This is a genomic window from Pseudomonas alliivorans (assembly GCF_017826695.1).
In the GTDB taxonomy this organism is placed as follows: domain Bacteria; phylum Pseudomonadota; class Gammaproteobacteria; order Pseudomonadales; family Pseudomonadaceae; genus Aquipseudomonas; species Aquipseudomonas alliivorans.
Genome location: NZ_JAFFZW010000009.1, coordinates 72,670 through 91,267 on the forward strand (window position 1 = coordinate 72,670; position 18,598 = coordinate 91,267).

Sequence of the window (18,598 nt, forward strand, 5' to 3'; positions counted from 1 at the left end):
CATGAGCGCCTCACTGTGGCTGGCAATCATCGCCGTGCTGTTACTCTGCGCCTCGGCCTGGCTGTTCCTGACGGCACTGAGTCGCGCCGACAGCGAGCGGGTCATGGAACGCCTGATTGCCGGTCAGGTGCAACCGGTCGTCGAAAGGCCGAGCTGGGTGTATCTGGACAGGGCTTTTTTGCGCGCAGGCCTCGGGCACCCGACCGAGCGTTACCGCCTGCTGCTGATGACATGGGCGGCAACGACCCTGATCGGCTATGTCATGTTTGGCTGGTTAGGCGCCGTGACAGGTCTGATCGGCGTGCCATTGATGCTGCGGCTGTTCGTTTCGTGGCGCTACCACAAGCGTGTGCGGCGTATGGTCGAGCAGTTGCCGCAGTTGCTCGATCACACCGTCCGAAGTCTCAAATCCGGCAGAACCCTGGCTGACGCTGTTCTGCACGGCATAAAAGCCGCCGACCAGCCGCTGCGGGACGGCATGAGCCGCATCGAGCGCAACGTGCAACTGGGCGTCGGTCTACCGGATGCGGCAAGGGACTTCGCCGAACTCTACGAGCGTGACGAATTTCATCTGTTCGCACTGGGTCTGCGCGTCAATCATCGCTACGGCGGCAACGCCAGCGATCTGATGGAAAACCTGATCAGGCTGATTCGCGAGCGGGAACAGGCCAGTCGCCAACTGCGCGCCATGACCGGGGAGACGCGCATGACATCCGTCGTGCTGGCGCTGCTGCCGGTCGGCATGGCTGGCTACTTTCTGGCGGTGAACCCTACCTATCTGATTCACATGTGGAACGACGGCGGCGGCCGGATCATGCTGATGGCAGCGTTCGTCCTGCAGGTAGTGGGCTGTCTGGCGCTGTGGCGCATGTTGCGGAGTATCTGAAATGGCCATCGCACTGTGCGCAATGATGCTGGTGGCTGCCGCACTTCTGGTGCTGTCCAATATCGCCCGTCAGCGGCGCAGTGAGCGTCTCGTGGTTCAGCGCCTTAAAGGCCAGACCGTACGCGAAAGCCGCATCGGCAGTTGGTTGCGCCTGCTGGGTGACACTCGCCTGGGTCAGCGCAGTGTCAGCCTGGACAGCGAAACGCAACTGTTGCTCAACCGGATCGGCTGGCGGCGTGCCAGCAAGCGCTCGTTATACGCGGCCTGCCAGATCGGCGTGCCGTTCGGGCTGGTTACTGTGGTCGTACTGGCGCAGATGCTGTTCTTCAAGGACGTCTCACAGCCGCTGGTCGCGCCCATGTTCGCACTGTGCATCGGCTACCTGTTGCCTAAAAGAGTTCTGGCGACCTACGCCAAAGCGCGTCAGAAACAGGTCGTCGTCGAGATATCCACCTTCATTCCCCTGCTGCGCATCCTGTTCGAGTCCGGCATGGCGGTGGAGCAGGCGCTGCGAGTGCTCAGTGGCGAAGGCAAGGACCTGCTGCCGGTCCTGTCGGAAGAAATTCGCGTCATTCTTACCCGCGTGGATTCCGGTCTGGAGCTGGGCGAAGAGCTGCGCAAGGCCTCGATGCTGCTGGATGTGGACGAATTCAGCGACACGTGCGTGATTCTCAATCAGTTGATCCATCAGGGCGGCGGTGCATTGAAATCGCTTCTGACCCTCAAACAATTGATCGATGACCGCCGCCTGACCCGTTTGCAGGAATACATCTCCAAGCTGTCGGCGAAAATGTCGGTGGTCATGATGCTGTTTCTGTTCCCCGCGCTGCTCATCGTGCTGGCAGGCCCCAGTTTTGTCGCCCTGAGCCGCGCTCTGGGAGGTTAATGTGCAGGCCGTTCAAGGAAGAAATGCAATGAAGGCAATCATCACGTTACTCGGGCTATTCATGTTGACCGGCTGTGCCGCCGACGGCAGCGCGCTCTGGATGCAGTCATCCACTCAGGCGCAGAGCTGCCCCAAATTGACATCGGATCAGGAGCTGTCCCTGAATCTGGCCCAGAACATGGCTGACGAAGGCCGACTGCACGCCAGTCTTGCCCACCTGGAAGGTCTGCCGGACAACCTGGGCGAAGTGCGGCTGCGCAAGGCACGGGTACTGCGGTTGCTGGGCAGCAACGAGGCGGAGCCGCTGTACCGCAGCCTGCTCGGCACCTGTCGCGCAGCCCAGGGCGAACATGGTCTGGGGCAACTGGCCGCCGCACGTGGCGACAATGTCCAGGCTCAGCAGCATTTGCTCAGGGCGAGCAAGCTGGAGCCCACCGACGAAAAAATCCGCAATGACCTGGGCGTTGTCTACCTGAATCAGTTGAAGCTCGAACAGGCGCGCTTTCAGTTCCTGACGGCCATGGAGCTCAAGCAGTCCGACCCGCTGGCAGCCGTGAATCTGGTCACGCTGCTGATTTACCAGGACAACTGGAAACAGGCAGCCGAACTGGCATCGCGCGCCAACCTGACGCCCGAGCAGATCACCGATGCCACTGCGCGAGCCGAACAACTCAAAGCCCCGGCGGCTCAGCCTGTGGCCCTGAAAGCCCGGACTACCGCCGCGCTCGATCAGGACGATCACGCCATTAAAGGAGCACTACCATGACCGGTAAAACCCTGACGTTCTGCCTCATGTGCGCTGCCACAATCGTTTTTCCATCGGGCGCTCGGGCCATCGATGACGGTGGCTCGTCACACCATCAGCCTGCGGGCCAAAGCCAGACCGAAGCCTGGTTGAAGGTGCAGGCCAAAGGCTCTGCAGCTTCTGCGATACCTCAGACCAGCACCGCTGTCGAACGAGATCTGAGCCTGCAACGATGGCTTGAAACCTATAAACATGAGATACCGGCGTATTACGACCAGAAAGCCGGTGGCAGTGTTTCTTCCGGCAAGTAGGATCTGCCCTTCGGAGCCCTCCTGAAATTGGCTCTTACAATCCTTGCCGCAGCACGCAGCGAAGCACTCCGTTATCATGCGCCAACTTCGAGTTCCGAGATTCTGGACTGCCATGCGCCGTTTGCTATGCCTGATGCTGTTGATCCTGACCCTGCCGGCCTTCGGCGCAAGCCTGCTGGACGGTCGCCCGGCCCCGACGCTGGGTGGCGCAGCCCTCGACAACAGCAAGGAATTCCTGCCCGTTCGTCAGGCCTTTCAACTAAGCCTCATCGAAACCACGCCGCAATCGATCAAGCTGCGTTTCGTCGCCACCGAAGGCTACTACCTGTACCGCCATCGCTTTCAGTTCCGCACCGAGCCGGCCGACATTGGCCTGGGTGAGGCCCAACTGCCCAAAGGCGAGCAGAAGCACGACGAGTACTTCGGCGACGTCGAGGTCTATCACGGCATTCTGGACATCGATCTGCCGCGCAAGCCCGGCGAAGAGCGACCTTTTACCCTTGCGGTCACCTATCAGGGCTGTGCCGACAAAGGCCTGTGTTATCCGCCCGAGACCGAGCGCCTGGACATTGGCGATGTGAAGGCCGGCCCGTCTGCCTCTGCGTCAGCGTCCGTAGCAAAAACGCCGTGGAGCTGGAAAGAACTGGCGCTGTTTTTCCTGGCAGGCGTGGGCCTGACCTTTACGCCCTGCGTATTGCCGATGTTGCCGATTCTGTCCGGCGTGGTACTGCGTGGACAGGTGGGTGGTGTGCGCGGTTTGAGCCTGTCACTTGCCTATGTACTGCCGATGGCGGTCTGCTTCGCCTTGCTGGGCGCACTGATGGGCCTGTTCGGCGCAGGCCTCAATCTACAGGCACGTCTGCAATCGGCCTGGGTGCTGGTGCCGTTCTCGGCCTTCTTCGTCATTTTCGCCATCGCCATGTTCGGTCTTTTCGAGCTGCGCCTGCCACAGGGTCTGAGCAATCGGCTTGATCGCATTGCGGGCAAGACCGAAGGCGGCTCGCTATGGGGCGCTGCTGTATTGGGTGTGGTGTCCAGCCTGTTGGTATCGCCCTGCGTTTCAGCACCTCTGGCGGGCGCGCTGCTGTATATCAGCGCCAGCGGCGATGCATGGGGCGGAGCCTTGAAACTCTTCGCACTGGGCCTGGGCATGGGCGCACCACTGCTGCTGGTGGCCACAGGTGGTGCCGCCTGGCTGCCAAAAAGCGGCCCATGGCTGGTCACCGTGAAAAACGCCATCGGCGTGCTCCTGCTGGCATTGGCCATCGGACTGCTCAGTCGTGTCATGCCAGGCCAGATCACCCTGCTGCTGGTCGGTCTGTTGAGTGCTGGCGTGGCGTTGTTCATGGGCACATTGCAACTGACCGACAAAACACCTCGTCAAAAGCTCGCTCAGCTCATCGGCCTGCTGCTATTGGTCTACGCTCTGGCATGCTGGTACGGCGCACTCACTGGCCAGACCGACCCCACACGCCCGTTGGGCCGCGCGCAAGCGACGGCTGGCAGCGGAGCGGTAGCGTTGGCGAATACCTGGCAGACCATTACCACCTCCGCAGAACTGGACCGCGTGCTCGACGAAGCCAAACGCGACGGCAAGCCTCTTGTGCTGGACTGGTACGCGGACTGGTGCATCAGTTGCAAGGTTATCGAGCATGAGGTGCTGCCAGACCCTGGCGTTGTTGCGCGATTGTCAGGCTACAGACTCGTCAGGTTCGACATGACTGACAGCAATGCAGCACAACGCGCACTGCTGGATCGCTACAAGCTGTTCGGCCCGCCAGCGCTGCTGTTTTTCAGCAAAAGCGGCGAAGAACTACAAAATGTTCGGGTTGTCGGCGAAATCGACGCTGCGGGTCTGATCGACCGCCTGAATGGAGCAAATGACCAAATCTAGCGCCTGAGTCACAAACTTTGCGCGAATATCGCTCATCGTGCTGGCTACTGTTGTTAACTGGACAGTCCATTGCCCTTCCGGCATAGTCGCCGGGCGTAAACGCTCGCAGACAATAAAAGGACTACACAATGGCGACCATTCTGGTTCTTCACGGACCTAACCTGAATCTGCTGGGCACTCGGGAACCGGGTGTCTACGGCACCGTCACCCTGCCCCAGATCAATCAGGACCTGGAACAGCGCGCTCGCGACGCTGGCCACCATCTGATGTACCTGCAAAGCAACGCCGAATACGAACTGATCGACAGGATTCACGCCGCTCGCGACGAAGGCGTGGACTTTATTTTGATCAATCCGGCCGCTTTTACGCATACAAGTGTGGCAATACGTGACGCGCTGATGGGAGTGAGCATCCCATTCATCGAAGTGCATTTGTCAAACGTGCACAAACGCGAACCTTTTCGCCATCACTCTTACTTTTCAGATGTTGCGGTAGGAGTGATCTGCGGCCTTGGCGCCAGCGGTTACCGACTGGCCCTGGAGGCCGCCCTGGAACAATTGGCCGTTAGCTCCAGGCCATGAATGGTGCAGCCAGAAGCTGACCTCATGGCTTGAACCGGCTGCCGAACTGAATGACAGACCCCTTGGGAGTTGATGATTGATGGATATTCGCAAAGTCAAGAAACTGATCGAATTGCTGGAAGAGTCCGGCATCGACGAACTGGAAATTCGTGAAGGCGAAGAGTCCGTACGAATCAGCCGTCACAGCAAGACCCCGGCGCAACCGTATTACGCCCCTGCTCCAGCACCTGTAGCTGCGCCAGTCGCTGCTCCTGCTCCAGCCGCTCCGGCTGCTGCTGAAGCGCCGTCGGCCCCTGCGCTGAACGGTTACGTCGTCAAGTCGCCAATGGTCGGTACGTTCTACCGCACACCTGCGCCGACCTCGCCCGCATTCGTTGAAGTAGGCAAGACCGTCAAGGTCGGCGATACCATCTGCATCGTTGAAGCGATGAAAATGATGAACCACATCACCGCCGAGAAAGCCGGCGTGATCGAATCCATCCTGGTAGAAAACGGTCAGCCGGTTGAATTTGACCAGCCGCTGTTCACTATCGTTTGAACCGGGGAGAGCCTGCGATGTTGGAAAAAGTTCTGATCGCCAACCGCGGCGAAATTGCCTTGCGCATCTTGCGTGCCTGTAAGGAACTGGGCATCAAGACCGTCGCTGTACACTCCACGGCAGATCGCGAGTTGATGCACCTGGGCCTGGCAGACGAGACCGTCTGCATCGGTCCGGCACCAGCCAACCTGTCCTATCTGCACATCCCTGCAATCATCGCGGCCGCCGAAGTCACCGGCGCCACGGCGATTCACCCAGGCTATGGCTTCCTCGCGGAAAACGCCGACTTTGCCGAGCAGGTCGAGAAATCGGGCTTTGCCTTCATCGGCCCCAAAGCCGAAACCATTCGCCTGATGGGCGACAAGGTATCGGCCAAGGACGCCATGAAGCGCGCCAAGGTGCCAACCGTTCCCGGTTCCGACGGTCCACTGCCTGAAGACGAAGCCACCGCGCTGCGTATCGGCCGTGAAGTCGGCTACCCGGTGATCATCAAGGCCGCCGGTGGCGGTGGTGGTCGCGGCATGCGCGTGGTTCACAAGGAAGAAGACCTGATCGAAGCGGCTGCCCAGACCCGCGCCGAAGCGGCTGCCTGGTTCAGCAACCCGATGGTCTACCTGGAAAAATACCTGACCAACCCGCGTCACGTGGAAATCCAGGTGATCTCCGACGGTCAGGGCAATGCGATCCACCTTGGCGATCGCGACTGCTCGCTGCAACGCCGTCATCAGAAAGTGCTGGAAGAGGCACCGGCTCCGTTCATCGACGAGCAAGCGCGCAAGGATGTCTTCGCAGCCTGCGTCAAGGCATGCGTCGACATCGGCTACCGCGGTGCGGGCACGTTCGAGTTCCTGTACGAGAACGGCCGTTTCTACTTCATCGAAATGAACACCCGTGTTCAGGTGGAGCACCCGGTTTCGGAGATGGTCACCGGTATCGACATCGTCAAGGAGATGCTCAGCATCGCCGCCGGCAACAAGCTCTCGTTCACCCAGGATGACGTGGTCATCAAGGGTCATTCGCTGGAATGCCGGATCAACGCTGAAGATCCGAAAACCTTCATCCCGAGCCCAGGCCTGGTCAAGCATTTCCACGCACCGGGCGGTAACGGCGTTCGTGTCGACTCGCACCTTTACAGCGGTTACAAGGTGCCATCGAACTATGACTCGCTGATCGGCAAGCTGATCACCTGGGGCGCGACCCGCGAAGAAGCCATGGCACGCATGCGCAATGCCCTGGACGAAATCGTGGTCGACGGGATCAAGACCAACATCCCGCTGCACCGTGATCTGACCCGCGATGAAGGCTTCTGCGAAGGCGGCGTCAACATCCACTATCTGGAGCACAAACTGGCCAATCAATAAGCCAGTGTGTTTCATAACGACGAAGCCGCAGTGATGCGGCTTTGTTGTTTGCACCGCTTGGAAGTAAACTTGCCCGCTTCTCGCGGCCAAGCCCGCACTTATTTTTGAATCGAAGGTAATCCGCCATGCCTTGGCTGCAAGTCCGTCTCGCCATCAGCCCAGAACAAGCCGAAACCTACGAAGACGCACTTCTCGAAGTCGGCGCCGTGTCCGTGACGTTTATGGACGCTGAAGACCAGCCGATTTTCGAACCCGAACTCAACACCACCCCGCTGTGGGCACACACTCACCTGCTGGCGCTGTTCGAAGCCGACACCGACGCCGATCTTGCACTGGCGCATCTGCGCCTGCTGACCGATGCGGAACTGCCCGAGCACACCGCCGAAGTCATCGAAGATCAGGACTGGGAACGCAGCTGGATGGACAACTTCCAGCCCATGCGCTTTGGCCAGCGCCTGTGGATCGTCCCGAGCTGGCATGCCGCACCCGAGCCCGACGCAGTCAATCTGCTGCTCGATCCGGGCCTGGCGTTCGGCACCGGCACGCACCCGACCACCGCACTGTGCCTGGAATGGCTCGACAGCCAGGACCTCAAAGGCTGCAACGTGCTGGATTTCGGTTGCGGCTCGGGCATTCTGGCCATCGCCGCACTGTTGCTGGGCGCCGAACAGGCCGTCGGCACCGATATCGACGTGCAGGCGCTCGAAGCCTCACGCGACAACGCCGGGCGCAACAACATCGCCGATGAACGCTTTGCGCTTTATCTGCCTGAAGACCTGCCTCGCGAACCCGCCGATGTGCTGGTTGCCAATATTCTGGCCGGTCCGCTGGTGTCGCTGGCACCGCAACTGGCAGAACTGGTCAGGCCGGGCGGGCGTCTCGCGCTGTCCGGCATTCTGGCCGAACAGGGAGAAGACGTGGCCGCAGCCTATGCTGCTACATTCGATCTGGACCCGATCGCGAACCGTGATGGCTGGGTACGCATCACGGGCCGTCGCCGTTAACCGCCGCCTGAACCGGACCGCCGCATGACCGACAGTTTCGTCACCCAGTGCCCGCACTGCCAGACCAGTTTCCGAGTCAGCCACGCGCAACTGAGCGTGGCACGCGGCGTGGTGCGCTGCGGCGCCTGCCTGCAGGTCTTCAACGCTGCCCGACAACTGCTGGAGCAGCGAGCGAGCGAAGAGCCCGGGAAACCGGTGCAGACCGACGCGCCTCTGATCGTCGAGCCTTTGATCGCAGAGCCTCCTCCGCCCGTCGCGCACGCGCCCATTGAAGAGCCTGCTGCACCCGTCCGCGTCGAGCCAGCCAAGGTTCAGGAGGAAGACGAGGATCTGTGGCAGGTCAGCGAAATGGATCTGGACAATCTGAATCTGGATGAAGAACTGGCGCGCCTCGAAAAGCGCGACAATCAGCGGCCGGACACGTTTGCGCGCCACAACCGTAACGATGACAGCCTGCTGACGGCGCAGCGTGACAGCCCTCAGGCCGACGAGTCCGCCTGGGTCGACACGCTGCACAATGATGACGTCAGTCATCTGCCCGAAGTACAGGCCGAAGTGGTGGACGAGCCGGCGCATGACCATGAGCCCAAGCACCTTTCAGACAACGACCGCACCGAACCTTCGCTGACCGCAGGCGCTCATCTGGACGATGACGAACCCGCAACGCCGCCTGTCAGCCTGCGCAAACAGCCTGCTGCTGAAAAGACCGAACGCTGGTCGGCGGTCGACGATCATGACATCGATGAGCATGATGACGACTACGGCCACGACGAACCCGAGCCTGATCCGCGCAGCAAACGCAAACGCAATGAACCCGCAGTACGCGACAAGCCCCTGCTGGACCTGACGGACGACCCTCTGCAACTGGACTGGCAGCGACCAAAACCGCGCTGGGGCCGTCGCCTTGCATGGGGACTGCTGATCCTGCTGGCTCTCGCAGGACTTGCCGGACAATACGTCTGGTACCACTTCGACCAGTTGGCGCGCCAGGATCAATACCGTCCATGGTTTCAGCAGCTATGCCCGCAGATCGGCTGCAAGGTGCCCTCGAAAGTCGATATTTCCCTGCTCAAGAGCAGCAACCTGGTGGTGCGCAGTCACCCTGAATTTCAAGGTGCGCTGATCGTGGATGCAATCATCTATAACCGCGCTTCATTCTCCCAGCCGTTTCCGCTGCTGGAGCTGCGGTTTGCCGATACCAGCGGTCAGCTGATTGCCAGTCGTCGGTTCAAACCCGGCGAATACATGAGCGGCGAAATGGCGGGCAAGGAAGAGATGCCGCCGCAGACTCCCATCCATATTGCGCTGGATATCCTCGATCCGGGTGCGAAGGCCGTGAATTACAGCCTGAACTTCCGCTCGCCCGAATAGCGATCCTGCAGGGTGATGCCACCCTGCGCAAGCGTGCCTTACGCTCTTTTTTCGCCGAACAGCCCCACATGTTCGGTAAGTTTTCCCTGATGATCGCTCTAGAATCCCGATCCTGGCGACATGGAAAAAGTTGTTCAGATTTTATCCAATTCAGCCTTTATCCAGTCATCGAGAGCGGGTATCATGCCCACCCTTTTTCAAACTCTCGGCTCGCTCTTACGGTTGCACAGGCAACTGGCTGAACGACCCGTTGCAGACCGTGTGAAACGGTTTTTTACACGGCCTGCGGATGATTCGGCCCCACTATAGGTAAGGCTATGTCGGCGGTACGCATCGGCCCATATACATTGCAGAACGGCTTGATCCTCGCCCCGATGGCGGGCGTCACTGACCAGCCTTTCCGTCAGTTGTGCCGCCAACTTGGGGCCGGGCTGGTGGTGTCGGAAATGGTGACCAGCGACATGAGCCTGTGGAACAGCCGCAAATCGCGTCTGCGCATGATTCACGAAGGTGATCCCGAACCCCGTTCGGTACAGATCGCCGGTGGGGATCCGCAGATGCTGGCGGACGCGGCGCGTGCCAATGTCGACCTGGGAGCCCAGATCATCGACATCAACATGGGATGCCCGGCCAAAAAGGTGTGCAACAAGGCAGCCGGTTCAGCGCTGTTGAAAGACGAACAACTGGTGACCGAGATCCTGCAGGCTGTGGTGGCTGCGGTCGATGTGCCGGTCACGTTGAAGATACGCACCGGCTGGGACCGGGAGAACAAAAACGGACTTACCGTCGCAAGAATTGCCGAGCAGGCCGGTATTCAGGCCCTGGCGGTCCATGGACGAACCCGTGCGGACCTTTACACCGGCGAAGCCGAGTACGACACGATTGCCGCTATCAAACAGGCCGTGTCGATCCCGGTGTTTGCAAACGGCGACATCGATTCACCCGAAAAAGCCCGGTATGTACTGCACGCCACCGGAGCGGACGGGTTACTGATTGGCAGGGCAGCCCAGGGGCGGCCGTGGATTTTTCGCGAGATAGAACACTACCTGCGCACCGGAGAGAAACTCCCGGCCCTGCAGCTCGGTGAAGTGGAGCGAATTCTGCTGGAGCATCTGGCAGCGCTTCATGTGTTCTATGGCGACGTGATGGGCGTGCGAATTGCACGCAAACATGTCGGTTGGTATCTCGCAACCTTGCCGGGCGCCAGGGAGTTTCGCGCCCGATTCAATCGATTGGAAGATACGGAAGCACAGTGCGCCAACGTTCGGGAGTTCTTCAGCCAAGGCTGCAAGGGCCCGGATAACCAGAATGATAAAGAGGTGGCCGCATGACGATGATGACCGAGACTTTAGTGAGTGGAACAACACCCGTGAGCGACAACGTCAATTTGAAACAGCACCTGAACACGCCCAGCGAAGAGGGTCAGACCCTGCGTGGCAGTGTCGAGAAGGCGTTGCACAATTATTTCGCCCACCTGGAAGGCGCATCCGTCACTGACGTCTACAACCTGGTGTTGTCGGAAGTCGAGGCTCCGCTTCTGGAAAGCGTGATGAACTACGTCAAGGGCAACCAGACCAAGGCCTCCGAGCTGCTGGGCCTCAATCGCGGCACGCTGCGCAAGAAACTCAAACAGTACGATCTGCTTTAAGCATTCAAAACAGAAAAGGCGACCCACCTGACAGCGGTCGCCTTTTTTTGCTGACTTCTTTTGCTTTGATGGAAATCGAGATGACCGACCAGACTACCCGCCTGCCGATCCGCCGCGCTTTGATCAGCGTATCCGACAAGACCGGAATCCTCGAATTCGCCCGCGAGCTTGAAGCGCTGGGCGTCGAGATCCTGTCCACTGGCGGCACGTTCAAGCTGCTCAAGGACAATGGCGTCGCGGCAGTGGAAGTGGCCGACTACACAGGCTTCGCCGAAATGATGGATGGCCGGGTCAAGACCCTGCACCCCAAGATCCACGGCGGCATCCTGGGTCGTCGCGGCATCGACGATGCAATCATGAACGAGCACGGTATCAACCCGATCGACCTGGTTGCCGTCAATCTCTATCCGTTCGAAGCCACCGTTTCCAAGCCGGGCTGCGACCTGCCGACCGCGATTGAAAACATCGACATCGGCGGCCCGACCATGGTCCGTTCCGCCGCCAAGAACCACAAGGATGTCGCCATCGTCGTCAACGCGAGCGACTACGGCCAGGTGCTGGAAAGTCTCAAGGCCGGTGGCCTGACCTACGCCCAGCGTTTCGACCTGATGCTCAAGGCGTTCGAGCACACTGCTGCCTACGACGGCATGATCGCCAACTACCTGGGCAGCGTCGATCAGACCGCACAGACCCTGAGCACCGAAGGCCGCAGCCAGTTCCCTCGCACCTTCAACACCCAGTTCGTCAAGGCACAGGAAATGCGCTACGGCGAGAACCCGCACCAGAGCGCGGCGTTCTACGTTGAAGCCAAGCCTGCCGAAGTCGGCATCGCGACCGCCACCCAGTTGCAGGGCAAGGAACTGTCGTTCAACAACGTGGCCGATACCGACGCCGCGCTGGAATGCGTGAAGAGCTTTGTCAAACCCGCCTGCGTGATCGTCAAGCATGCCAACCCATGCGGCGTCTCGGTGTGCCCGGACGACGAAGGCGGCATTCGTCAGGCCTACGAGCTGGCCTACGCCACAGACACCGAGTCGGCCTTTGGCGGCATCATTGCGTTCAATCGCGAGCTGGATGCCGAGACAGCCAGGGCCATCGTCGAGCGTCAGTTCGTCGAAGTGATCATCGCCCCGAGCGTCAGCGCAGAAGCGCAGGCCGTCGTGGCCAGCAAAGCCAATGTGCGCCTGCTGACCTGTGGTCAATGGAGCGAGCGCACCCCAGCGTGGGATTACAAGCGCGTCAACGGCGGTCTGCTGGTGCAGAGCCGTGACATCGGCATGATTACAGCCGACGACCTCAAGGTCGTCACCAAGCGCGCCCCGACCGAGCAGGAAATCCACGACCTGATCTTCGCCTGGAAAGTCGCCAAGTACGTGAAGTCCAACGCCATCGTCTACGCAAAGAACCGCCAGACCATTGGTGTCGGCGCAGGCCAGATGAGCCGCGTGAACTCGGCACGCATCGCCGCCATCAAGGCCGAGCACGCCGGTTTGCAGGTCCAGGGTGCGGTCATGGCCTCCGACGCGTTCTTCCCGTTCCGCGACGGCATCGACAACGCGGCCAAGGTGGGTATCACCGCTGTCATCCAGCCGGGTGGTTCGATGCGCGACAATGAAGTCATCGCAGCGGCAGACGAAGCCGGTATTGCGATGGTGTTCACCGGGATGCGCCACTTCCGCCACTAACTCAGGAAACGGCCGCAATGACGCAGGCGTCTGCTGCGTTGGATGGGGCTCCGCTGATGCTCATTGCCAGGAGGCAACTCCGCTCAGCGAAGCCCCATCCGCCTTGCATACACCTACGTCATTGCGACCTCGTACCGCGGGGTCATCTGACGATGAATTGCCGCGCTACCTCCCAGAATCAGCGTCATCGAGGTTTTTGACATGAATGTTTTGATTATCGGCAGTGGCGGTCGTGAACACGCCCTGGCATGGAAAGTCGCGCAGGATCCACGTGTAGAAAAAGTGTTCGTCGCACCGGGCAACGCAGGCACGGCCATCGAGGCCAAGTGCGAAAACGTTGCGATCGATGTACTGGCGCTGGAGCAACTGGCTGACTTCGCCGAGAAGAACGTGTCGCTGACCATCGTCGGCCCGGAAGTGCCCCTGGTGGCTGGCGTCGTGGATCTGTTCCGCAGCCGCGGCCTGGATTGCTTCGGCCCAACCGCTGGTGCAGCCCAGCTTGAAGGTTCCAAGGCGTTCACCAAGGATTTTCTGGCTCGCCACAGGATCCCGACCGCCGATTACCAGAACTTCACCGAAATCGAGCCTGCACTGGCCTACCTGCGCGAAAAAGGCGCACCGATCGTGATCAAGGCCGACGGCCTGGCGGCCGGCAAGGGTGTCATCGTCGCGATGACCCTCACCGAAGCCGAAGACGCCGTACGCGACATGCTGGCCGGCAATGCCTTTGGCGATGCGGGCTCGCGAGTCGTGATCGAAGAATTCCTCGATGGCGAAGAAGCCAGCTTCATCGTCATGGTCGACGGCAAGAACGTCCTGCCCATGGCGACCAGCCAGGACCACAAACGTGTCGGCGATGGCGACAGCGGCCCGAATACGGGCGGCATGGGTGCTTACTCCCCTGCCCCCGTAGTCACCGCCGAGGTTCACCAGCGCGTCATGGACCTGGTTATCTGGCCGACCGTCCGGGGCATGGCAGAGGAAGGCAACGTTTACACGGGTTTCCTCTATGCTGGTCTGATGATCGACAAGGCTGGCAACCCCAAGGTGATCGAGTTCAACTGCCGTTTCGGCGACCCGGAAACCCAGCCGGTCATGCTGCGACTGCAATCGAGCCTGGTCCTGCTGGTCGAGGCGGCCCTGGCACAGGCGCTGGACAAGATCGAGGCACAATGGGATCCACGTCCGAGCCTCGGGATCGTCCTGGCTGCAGGCGGTTACCCTGCCGACTACGCCAAGGGCGACACCATCAACGGACTGGATGAAGCCGCTAAACTCAACGGCAAGGTTTTCCATGCTGGCACCGCCCTGCAGGATGGCCGTGTCGTGACCAGCGGTGGTCGTGTACTGTGTGCGACAGCCCTGGGCGACAGCGTGGGCAGCGCTCAGCAGAACGCCTACGCGCTGGCGGCGAAAATCGATTGGGAAGGGGCTTTCTATCGCAAGGACATTGGCTACCGGGCCATTGCCCGTGAGCGTGGTGAGAGCCTGGAATAAAAGACCGGGCCGGCCTCTCTCCGAGGCTGGCCGGTTGTACCGGTGCTGCGCAGTTTTACCAGGTATTCACTTACGAAGGGATTTCATTGTGCGCTGGCTCAGGATTGCCATAGCCTCAACCGTCGCGTTGATGACCTTGCTCTTCATGCTCTCGGCTCAAGCCGATCATGGATCGGGCTGGTCAACGTTGCTCGACGAAAAGGCAAGCCTGGATCTGGATGAAATCCGTTCGGCGCGCTATCAGAATCAGTTCAGTCCTGTCGAACTCGAGCGCGTCACCGCCGCCGGAAGACACAGTGCTGTGTGGCTGCACTATCGACAGCATCCGACCCAGCACGAGCAACTGCTGCGCATCTTTGCCCCCGACCTGGCCACCGCCGACATGTACGTCATGGACGGCGACCGGCTGGTCGACTATATGCGCACAGGCAACGAGGTGCCCAGGCAGGATCAGCGACTGCCGTCCAACGACTTCCTGCTGACCGTGCCGCAAAGCAGTGTTCCGCTGGACATCTACCTCAGGCTGGTATCAACCCAGCAAATGCGTCCCAGCATCACGCTGGAGCCCGCCATCGAAAGCGCAGCCGACGAAACCGAGCCATTCCTGTTCGGCCTGCTGTTCGGTGCACTGGCCATGCTGATCATTCAGAACCTGACCCGCTACGGACACTCCCGCTCGCGCAGCAACCTGTGGCTGGCGGCCTGTGAAGCCTTGCTGGCACTGAGCGCCCTGCTGCTGCTCAACCTGCTCAGCCCGCTCGAGTCCTGGAACATTGCGCAGACACCCGGTGCCCATCTCGCGCTGCTGATGGCGGCGATTGCCGGACTGATCTACACCTACTGCTTCTTTGTCCATCGCAACGTGAAAGTGCTGGATCGTCTGCTGCTGGGTAACGCGGTGCTCATGGGCGTCGGTGCGCTGCTTGTGGTGCTCGACGACGACCTGCCCATCAACATCCTGACTTTCGTGCTGGTTTCCATGACCACACTGAGCATCCTCGCGGTCTCGGTGTGGCACTGGCAGAAAGGCTATCGCTCGGCGCGCCTGTTCGTGCTGGGCATGATCACCTTCAATATCGGCTACATGATTGTGCTGCCCGGCCTGCTGTGGCTGAGCCTGGTGCCGCCGCAATGGCTGATCCTCGCGCTGCTGTGCGTGTTCTGCATCAGCGGGCTGTTGATGAGCATTGCTCTTAGCGAACGCCAGCGCAGCATCACCGAAGACCGATTCAGCATCAGCCGCGACCAGGCCGCCAGCACCGCCGAAATCAATGCCAAGGCCGAATTTCTGGCCAAGATCAGCCATGAAATCCGCACCCCCATGAATGGCGTGCTGGGCATGACCGAACTGCTGCTCGGCACACCGCTGTCGGTCAAGCAGCGCGATTACGTGCAGACCATTCACAGCGCGGGCAATGAACTGCTCACACTGATCAATGAAATCCTCGACATCACCAAGCTTGAGTCGGGCCAGATCGAGCTGGATGACGTACAGTTCGACATCAGTGCGCTGGTCGAGGACTGTCTGAACATCTTCCGCGCCAAAGCCGAACAGCAACAGGTCGAACTCATCAGCCTGATTCAGCCACAGGTGCCACGCGTGATCGGCGGCGACCCGACCCGACTGCGCCAGACGCTGTTGAGCCTGCTGGAAAACGCGCTCAAGAAAACCGAAGAAGGTGAAATCCTGCTGGCCGTCGCGCTGGATACCGCAAAGTCCGGCAAGCCGCGCCTGCGCATCTCCGTGCAGGACACCGGCGAATCGCTGTCGGATGAAGAGCGCGACGCCCTGCTGCACGCGGAACTGCACAGCAAGAATTTCCTGGCCAGCAGCAAGCTGGGCGGCCACCTGGGGCTGGTCATCGCGCGGCAACTGATCGTGCTGATGGATGGCGAATTCGGTATCCAGAACAGCGGCACGCCGGGCAATACCCTGTGGCTGACACTGCCGCTGGACGCCAAGCTGCTTGAACAGCCGACGATTGACCTGGATAGCCCGCTGAAAGATGCCCGCGTGCTGGTGGTCGATGACAACGACACCTGCCGCAAGGTGCTGGTGCAGCAATGCAGCGCCTGGGGCCTGAACGTCAGCGCTGTGGCATCCGGCAAGGAAGCGTTGGCCCTGCTGCGCACCAAGGCGCACTTGCGTGACTACTTTGACGTAGTGCTGCTGGATCAGAACATGCCGGGCATGACGGGCATGCAGCTGTCGGCCAAGATCAAGGAAGACCCAAGCCTCAACCATGACATTCTGCTGATCATGCTGACCGGCATCAGCAATGCGCCAAGCAAGATCATTGCCCGTAATGCGGGCATCAAACGCATTCTGGCCAAGCCTGTGGCGGGCTACACGCTCAAGACTACGCTGGCCGATGAATTGACCCAGTTGAACAAGGGCGTCGCTCCGATCAATCCGGGCCCTGTGTTGAACATGCCGGTTCGTGTGCCCAGTGATTTCCGCATCCTGGTGGCCGAAGACAACAATATCTCGACCAAGGTGATCCGCGGCATGCTGGGCAAACTCAACCTGCATCCCGATACGGCCAGCAATGGCGAGGAAGCCCTTCGCGCCATGAAAGCGCAGCGCTACGATCTGGTACTGATGGACTGCGAAATGCCGATCCTGGATGGTTTCTCGGCCACCGAGCAGTTACGCGCATGGGAAGTCGGCAATCAGCGCGTGCGCACGCCGGTCGTGGCCCTGACCGCGCACATCCTCACTGAACACAAGGATCGCGCCCGCCAGGCCGGCATGGACGGACACATGGCCAAGCCTATCGAACTGTCGCAACTGCGTGAGCTGGTCGAGCACTGGGTGGCGCAACGGGACAAGGTTCGCGGCCTCACATCGGACGGCGAACTTTACCAGCAGAACTGACATCGTCAGGTCAGGCAGCCCGCTGCCTGATAGACTGCTCTCGCCCGCCCTCTGCCGCCAAGAGCCCACGCCATGCTCCATGTGTTGTCCAGCGTTTACTTGAAGATGCTGGTGCTTTACAGCCCGTTCTTCGTGCTGTCCTGCTTTATCAGTCTGACCCGTGGCCACTCGCGCAAGGAACAGAAGCGCCTGGCCTGGAAAGTCGCGCTGGCGACGCTGGTCTCAAGCGTATTGCTGTACCTGTTCGGACGAGTGATTTTCGATGTGTTTGGCATCACGGTCGATGCGTTCCGTATAGGCGCCGGCAGCGTGCTGTTTATCTCCGCTCTGGGTATGGCTCAGGGCAAGTCTGTAGTTCAGACCGATAACATCCAGCAGGACGTGACCATCGTTCCACTGACCATTCCGCTCACCGTGGGCCCCGGCACAATCGGCGCGCTTCTGGTCATGGGCGTCAGCCAGCCACATTGGGATGACAAGCTCACCGCCATCATGAGTATTGCGCTGGCCAGTCTGACAGTCGGCGTGGTGCTTTACCTCTCCAACCGAATCGAACGTATCCTCGGCGACCAGGGCCTGCAGATCGTCAGTCGGCTGATGGGGCTTTTCGTCTGTGCACTGGCCGCGCAAATAATATTTACGGGTGTGCGGGGCTATCTGGTGACGTAACCCGGTTCAGATATGAATCGCACGGATCATGCTTTTGCTCTTTCCACCCAGATAACGGATCACATCCTCGCGATGCGCTGCGTAGGTCTGACTGTCGAAGGTGTAACTCCCCCCCTTGAAAAAGAACAGCAACCTGCGCCCGCCAGCCGAATAAGCATCCGCTACCAACTGCAGACCACAGAGCAGCATCAGGACCTGACCGTTACCCATCTGTGCACAGGGTACGATCTGAAAGCTGCCAAGACGTGATCTTCCTGAGCCCGATTGAAAATAGGCACCGGCTGCCTGATAGATGCCCGCCGCCTCGAATGAACGGCGGACAAGGTCCCCGAGCAATTGGTGATCACCCACGCCCCTGATGGCAAAAGTCGCGCGCCTCAAGTCCTCCACGCTGCTGACCAGCAGCGAATCATCCATGACCAGACTCTGTGGATGCACACCGCGATAACGGAGTCTGCTGCGGTAGTAGTGCATCCAGCTGCTCCATTGTTTTTCAAAATCCAGGTGCGCTCCAGCAAACAGCTGGGCGTCCAGCAGTACGCCCTGAAGATCCTGTCGCTCCTGCACAGACAGACCGGGCAAAAACGTCACCAGACTTGGCATGCCCCCCAGATAGACAGCGTTGGTTTCGTCCACGCTCATGG

At 60.2% G+C, this 18,598-nt stretch carries 17 protein-coding genes; 16 read left to right on the top strand and 1 reads right to left on the bottom strand.

Going from position 1 to position 18,598, the window contains the following annotated elements; translation table 11 throughout:
* The first annotated feature begins 1 nt into the window (after window position 1).
* The 16 genes from JTJ32_RS20950 to JTJ32_RS21025 all read left to right on the top strand — a co-directional run bounded on the left by JTJ32_RS20950 (window position 2) and on the right by JTJ32_RS21025 (window position 17,954).
* Window positions 2–886 (top strand): type II secretion system F family protein, encoded by an 885-nt coding sequence (locus tag JTJ32_RS20950; protein ID WP_210043182.1) that lies wholly within the window; start codon window positions 2–4, stop codon window positions 884–886.
* 1 nt (window position 887) lies between these two features.
* Complete coding sequence (locus JTJ32_RS20955) at window positions 888–1,772, top strand: type II secretion system F family protein (protein WP_210043183.1); 885 nt, start codon at window positions 888–890, stop codon at window positions 1,770–1,772.
* Between the two features lie 28 nt (window positions 1,773–1,800).
* Window positions 1,801–2,538, top strand: a complete 738-nt coding sequence (locus JTJ32_RS20960) for a tetratricopeptide repeat protein (protein WP_184323509.1) — start codon at window positions 1,801–1,803, stop codon at window positions 2,536–2,538.
* Complete coding sequence (locus JTJ32_RS20965) at window positions 2,535–2,828, top strand: DUF3613 domain-containing protein (protein ID WP_236059386.1); 294 nt, start codon at window positions 2,535–2,537, stop codon at window positions 2,826–2,828. The genes JTJ32_RS20960 and JTJ32_RS20965 overlap by 4 nt, the downstream gene beginning before the upstream one ends.
* 112 nt (window positions 2,829–2,940) lie before the next feature.
* A complete protein-coding gene (locus tag JTJ32_RS20970) occupies window positions 2,941–4,722 on the top strand; it encodes a protein-disulfide reductase DsbD (protein ID WP_210043184.1) in 1,782 nt (593 codons plus the stop codon).
* A gap of 128 nt (window positions 4,723–4,850) precedes the next feature.
* Window positions 4,851–5,303, top strand: a complete 453-nt coding sequence (aroQ, locus tag JTJ32_RS20975; RefSeq protein WP_024685406.1) for a type II 3-dehydroquinate dehydratase — start codon at window positions 4,851–4,853, stop codon at window positions 5,301–5,303.
* 79 nt (window positions 5,304–5,382) lie between these two features.
* A complete protein-coding gene (accB, locus tag JTJ32_RS20980) occupies window positions 5,383–5,841 on the top strand; it encodes an acetyl-CoA carboxylase biotin carboxyl carrier protein (RefSeq protein WP_099227071.1) in 459 nt (152 codons plus the stop codon).
* Between the two features lie 17 nt (window positions 5,842–5,858).
* Complete coding sequence (gene accC / locus JTJ32_RS20985; RefSeq protein WP_099227072.1) at window positions 5,859–7,202, top strand: acetyl-CoA carboxylase biotin carboxylase subunit; 1,344 nt, start codon at window positions 5,859–5,861, stop codon at window positions 7,200–7,202.
* 125 nt (window positions 7,203–7,327) lie between these two features.
* Window positions 7,328–8,206: a 50S ribosomal protein L11 methyltransferase gene (prmA, locus tag JTJ32_RS20990; RefSeq protein WP_184323511.1), complete on the top strand. Its 879-nt coding sequence runs from the start codon at window positions 7,328–7,330 to the stop codon at window positions 8,204–8,206.
* 24 nt (window positions 8,207–8,230) lie between these two features.
* Window positions 8,231–9,577, top strand: a complete 1,347-nt coding sequence (locus JTJ32_RS20995; RefSeq protein ID WP_210043185.1) for a DUF3426 domain-containing protein — start codon at window positions 8,231–8,233, stop codon at window positions 9,575–9,577.
* Window positions 9,578–9,894: 317 nt separating this feature from the next.
* Window positions 9,895–10,908, top strand: a complete 1,014-nt coding sequence (gene dusB / locus JTJ32_RS21000; protein ID WP_099227075.1) for a tRNA dihydrouridine synthase DusB — start codon at window positions 9,895–9,897, stop codon at window positions 10,906–10,908.
* A complete protein-coding gene (gene fis / locus JTJ32_RS21005; RefSeq protein WP_002555375.1) occupies window positions 10,905–11,225 on the top strand; it encodes a DNA-binding transcriptional regulator Fis in 321 nt (106 codons plus the stop codon). The genes dusB and fis overlap by 4 nt, the downstream gene beginning before the upstream one ends.
* 80 nt (window positions 11,226–11,305) lie before the next feature.
* A complete protein-coding gene (gene purH, locus JTJ32_RS21010) occupies window positions 11,306–12,910 on the top strand; it encodes a bifunctional phosphoribosylaminoimidazolecarboxamide formyltransferase/IMP cyclohydrolase (RefSeq protein ID WP_210043186.1) in 1,605 nt (534 codons plus the stop codon).
* A 201-nt stretch (window positions 12,911–13,111) separates the two neighbouring features.
* On the top strand, window positions 13,112–14,407 hold the full coding sequence (gene purD / locus JTJ32_RS21015; protein ID WP_099227077.1) for a phosphoribosylamine--glycine ligase: 1,296 nt from the start codon (window positions 13,112–13,114) through the stop codon (window positions 14,405–14,407).
* 88 nt (window positions 14,408–14,495) lie between these two features.
* Window positions 14,496–17,285, top strand: coding sequence for a hybrid sensor histidine kinase/response regulator RetS (gene retS / locus JTJ32_RS21020; protein WP_099227078.1), 2,790 nt, complete (start codon window positions 14,496–14,498; stop codon window positions 17,283–17,285).
* Between the two features lie 72 nt (window positions 17,286–17,357).
* Window positions 17,358–17,954 carry a MarC family protein gene (locus JTJ32_RS21025; RefSeq protein ID WP_184323515.1) on the top strand — a complete coding sequence of 199 codons (597 nt, stop codon included), beginning with the start codon at window positions 17,358–17,360 and terminating at the stop codon, window positions 17,952–17,954.
* A 6-nt stretch (window positions 17,955–17,960) separates the two neighbouring features.
* On the opposite strand, the gene JTJ32_RS21030 is transcribed toward JTJ32_RS21025, so the two are convergent.
* Window positions 17,961–18,596: a hypothetical protein gene (locus tag JTJ32_RS21030; protein ID WP_210043187.1), complete on the bottom strand. Its 636-nt coding sequence runs from the start codon at window positions 18,594–18,596 to the stop codon at window positions 17,961–17,963.
* Window positions 18,597–18,598: the final 2 nt, after the last annotated feature.

Bases quoted from the DNA above. Each gene is read 5' to 3' on its own strand.
- JTJ32_RS20950 (WP_210043182.1), top strand. From the start codon at position 2: ATGAGCGCCTCACTGTGGCTGGCAATCATCGCCGTGCTGTTACTCTGC.
- JTJ32_RS20955 (WP_210043183.1), top strand. From the start codon at position 888: ATGGCCATCGCACTGTGCGCAATGATGCTGGTGGCTGCCGCACTTCTG.
- JTJ32_RS20960 (WP_184323509.1), top strand. From the start codon at position 1,801: ATGAAGGCAATCATCACGTTACTCGGGCTATTCATGTTGACCGGCTGT.
- JTJ32_RS20965 (WP_236059386.1), top strand. From the start codon at position 2,535: ATGACCGGTAAAACCCTGACGTTCTGCCTCATGTGCGCTGCCACAATC.
- JTJ32_RS20970 (WP_210043184.1), top strand. From the start codon at position 2,941: ATGCGCCGTTTGCTATGCCTGATGCTGTTGATCCTGACCCTGCCGGCC.
- aroQ (WP_024685406.1), top strand. From the start codon at position 4,851: ATGGCGACCATTCTGGTTCTTCACGGACCTAACCTGAATCTGCTGGGC.
- accB (WP_099227071.1), top strand. From the start codon at position 5,383: ATGGATATTCGCAAAGTCAAGAAACTGATCGAATTGCTGGAAGAGTCC.
- accC (WP_099227072.1), top strand. From the start codon at position 5,859: ATGTTGGAAAAAGTTCTGATCGCCAACCGCGGCGAAATTGCCTTGCGC.
- prmA (WP_184323511.1), top strand. From the start codon at position 7,328: ATGCCTTGGCTGCAAGTCCGTCTCGCCATCAGCCCAGAACAAGCCGAA.
- JTJ32_RS20995 (WP_210043185.1), top strand. From the start codon at position 8,231: ATGACCGACAGTTTCGTCACCCAGTGCCCGCACTGCCAGACCAGTTTC.
- dusB (WP_099227075.1), top strand. From the start codon at position 9,895: ATGTCGGCGGTACGCATCGGCCCATATACATTGCAGAACGGCTTGATC.
- fis (WP_002555375.1), top strand. From the start codon at position 10,905: ATGACGATGATGACCGAGACTTTAGTGAGTGGAACAACACCCGTGAGC.
- purH (WP_210043186.1), top strand. From the start codon at position 11,306: ATGACCGACCAGACTACCCGCCTGCCGATCCGCCGCGCTTTGATCAGC.
- purD (WP_099227077.1), top strand. From the start codon at position 13,112: ATGAATGTTTTGATTATCGGCAGTGGCGGTCGTGAACACGCCCTGGCA.
- JTJ32_RS21025 (WP_184323515.1), top strand. From the start codon at position 17,358: ATGCTCCATGTGTTGTCCAGCGTTTACTTGAAGATGCTGGTGCTTTAC.
- JTJ32_RS21030 (WP_210043187.1), bottom strand. From the start codon at position 18,596: ATGAGCGTGGACGAAACCAACGCTGTCTATCTGGGGGGCATGCCAAGT.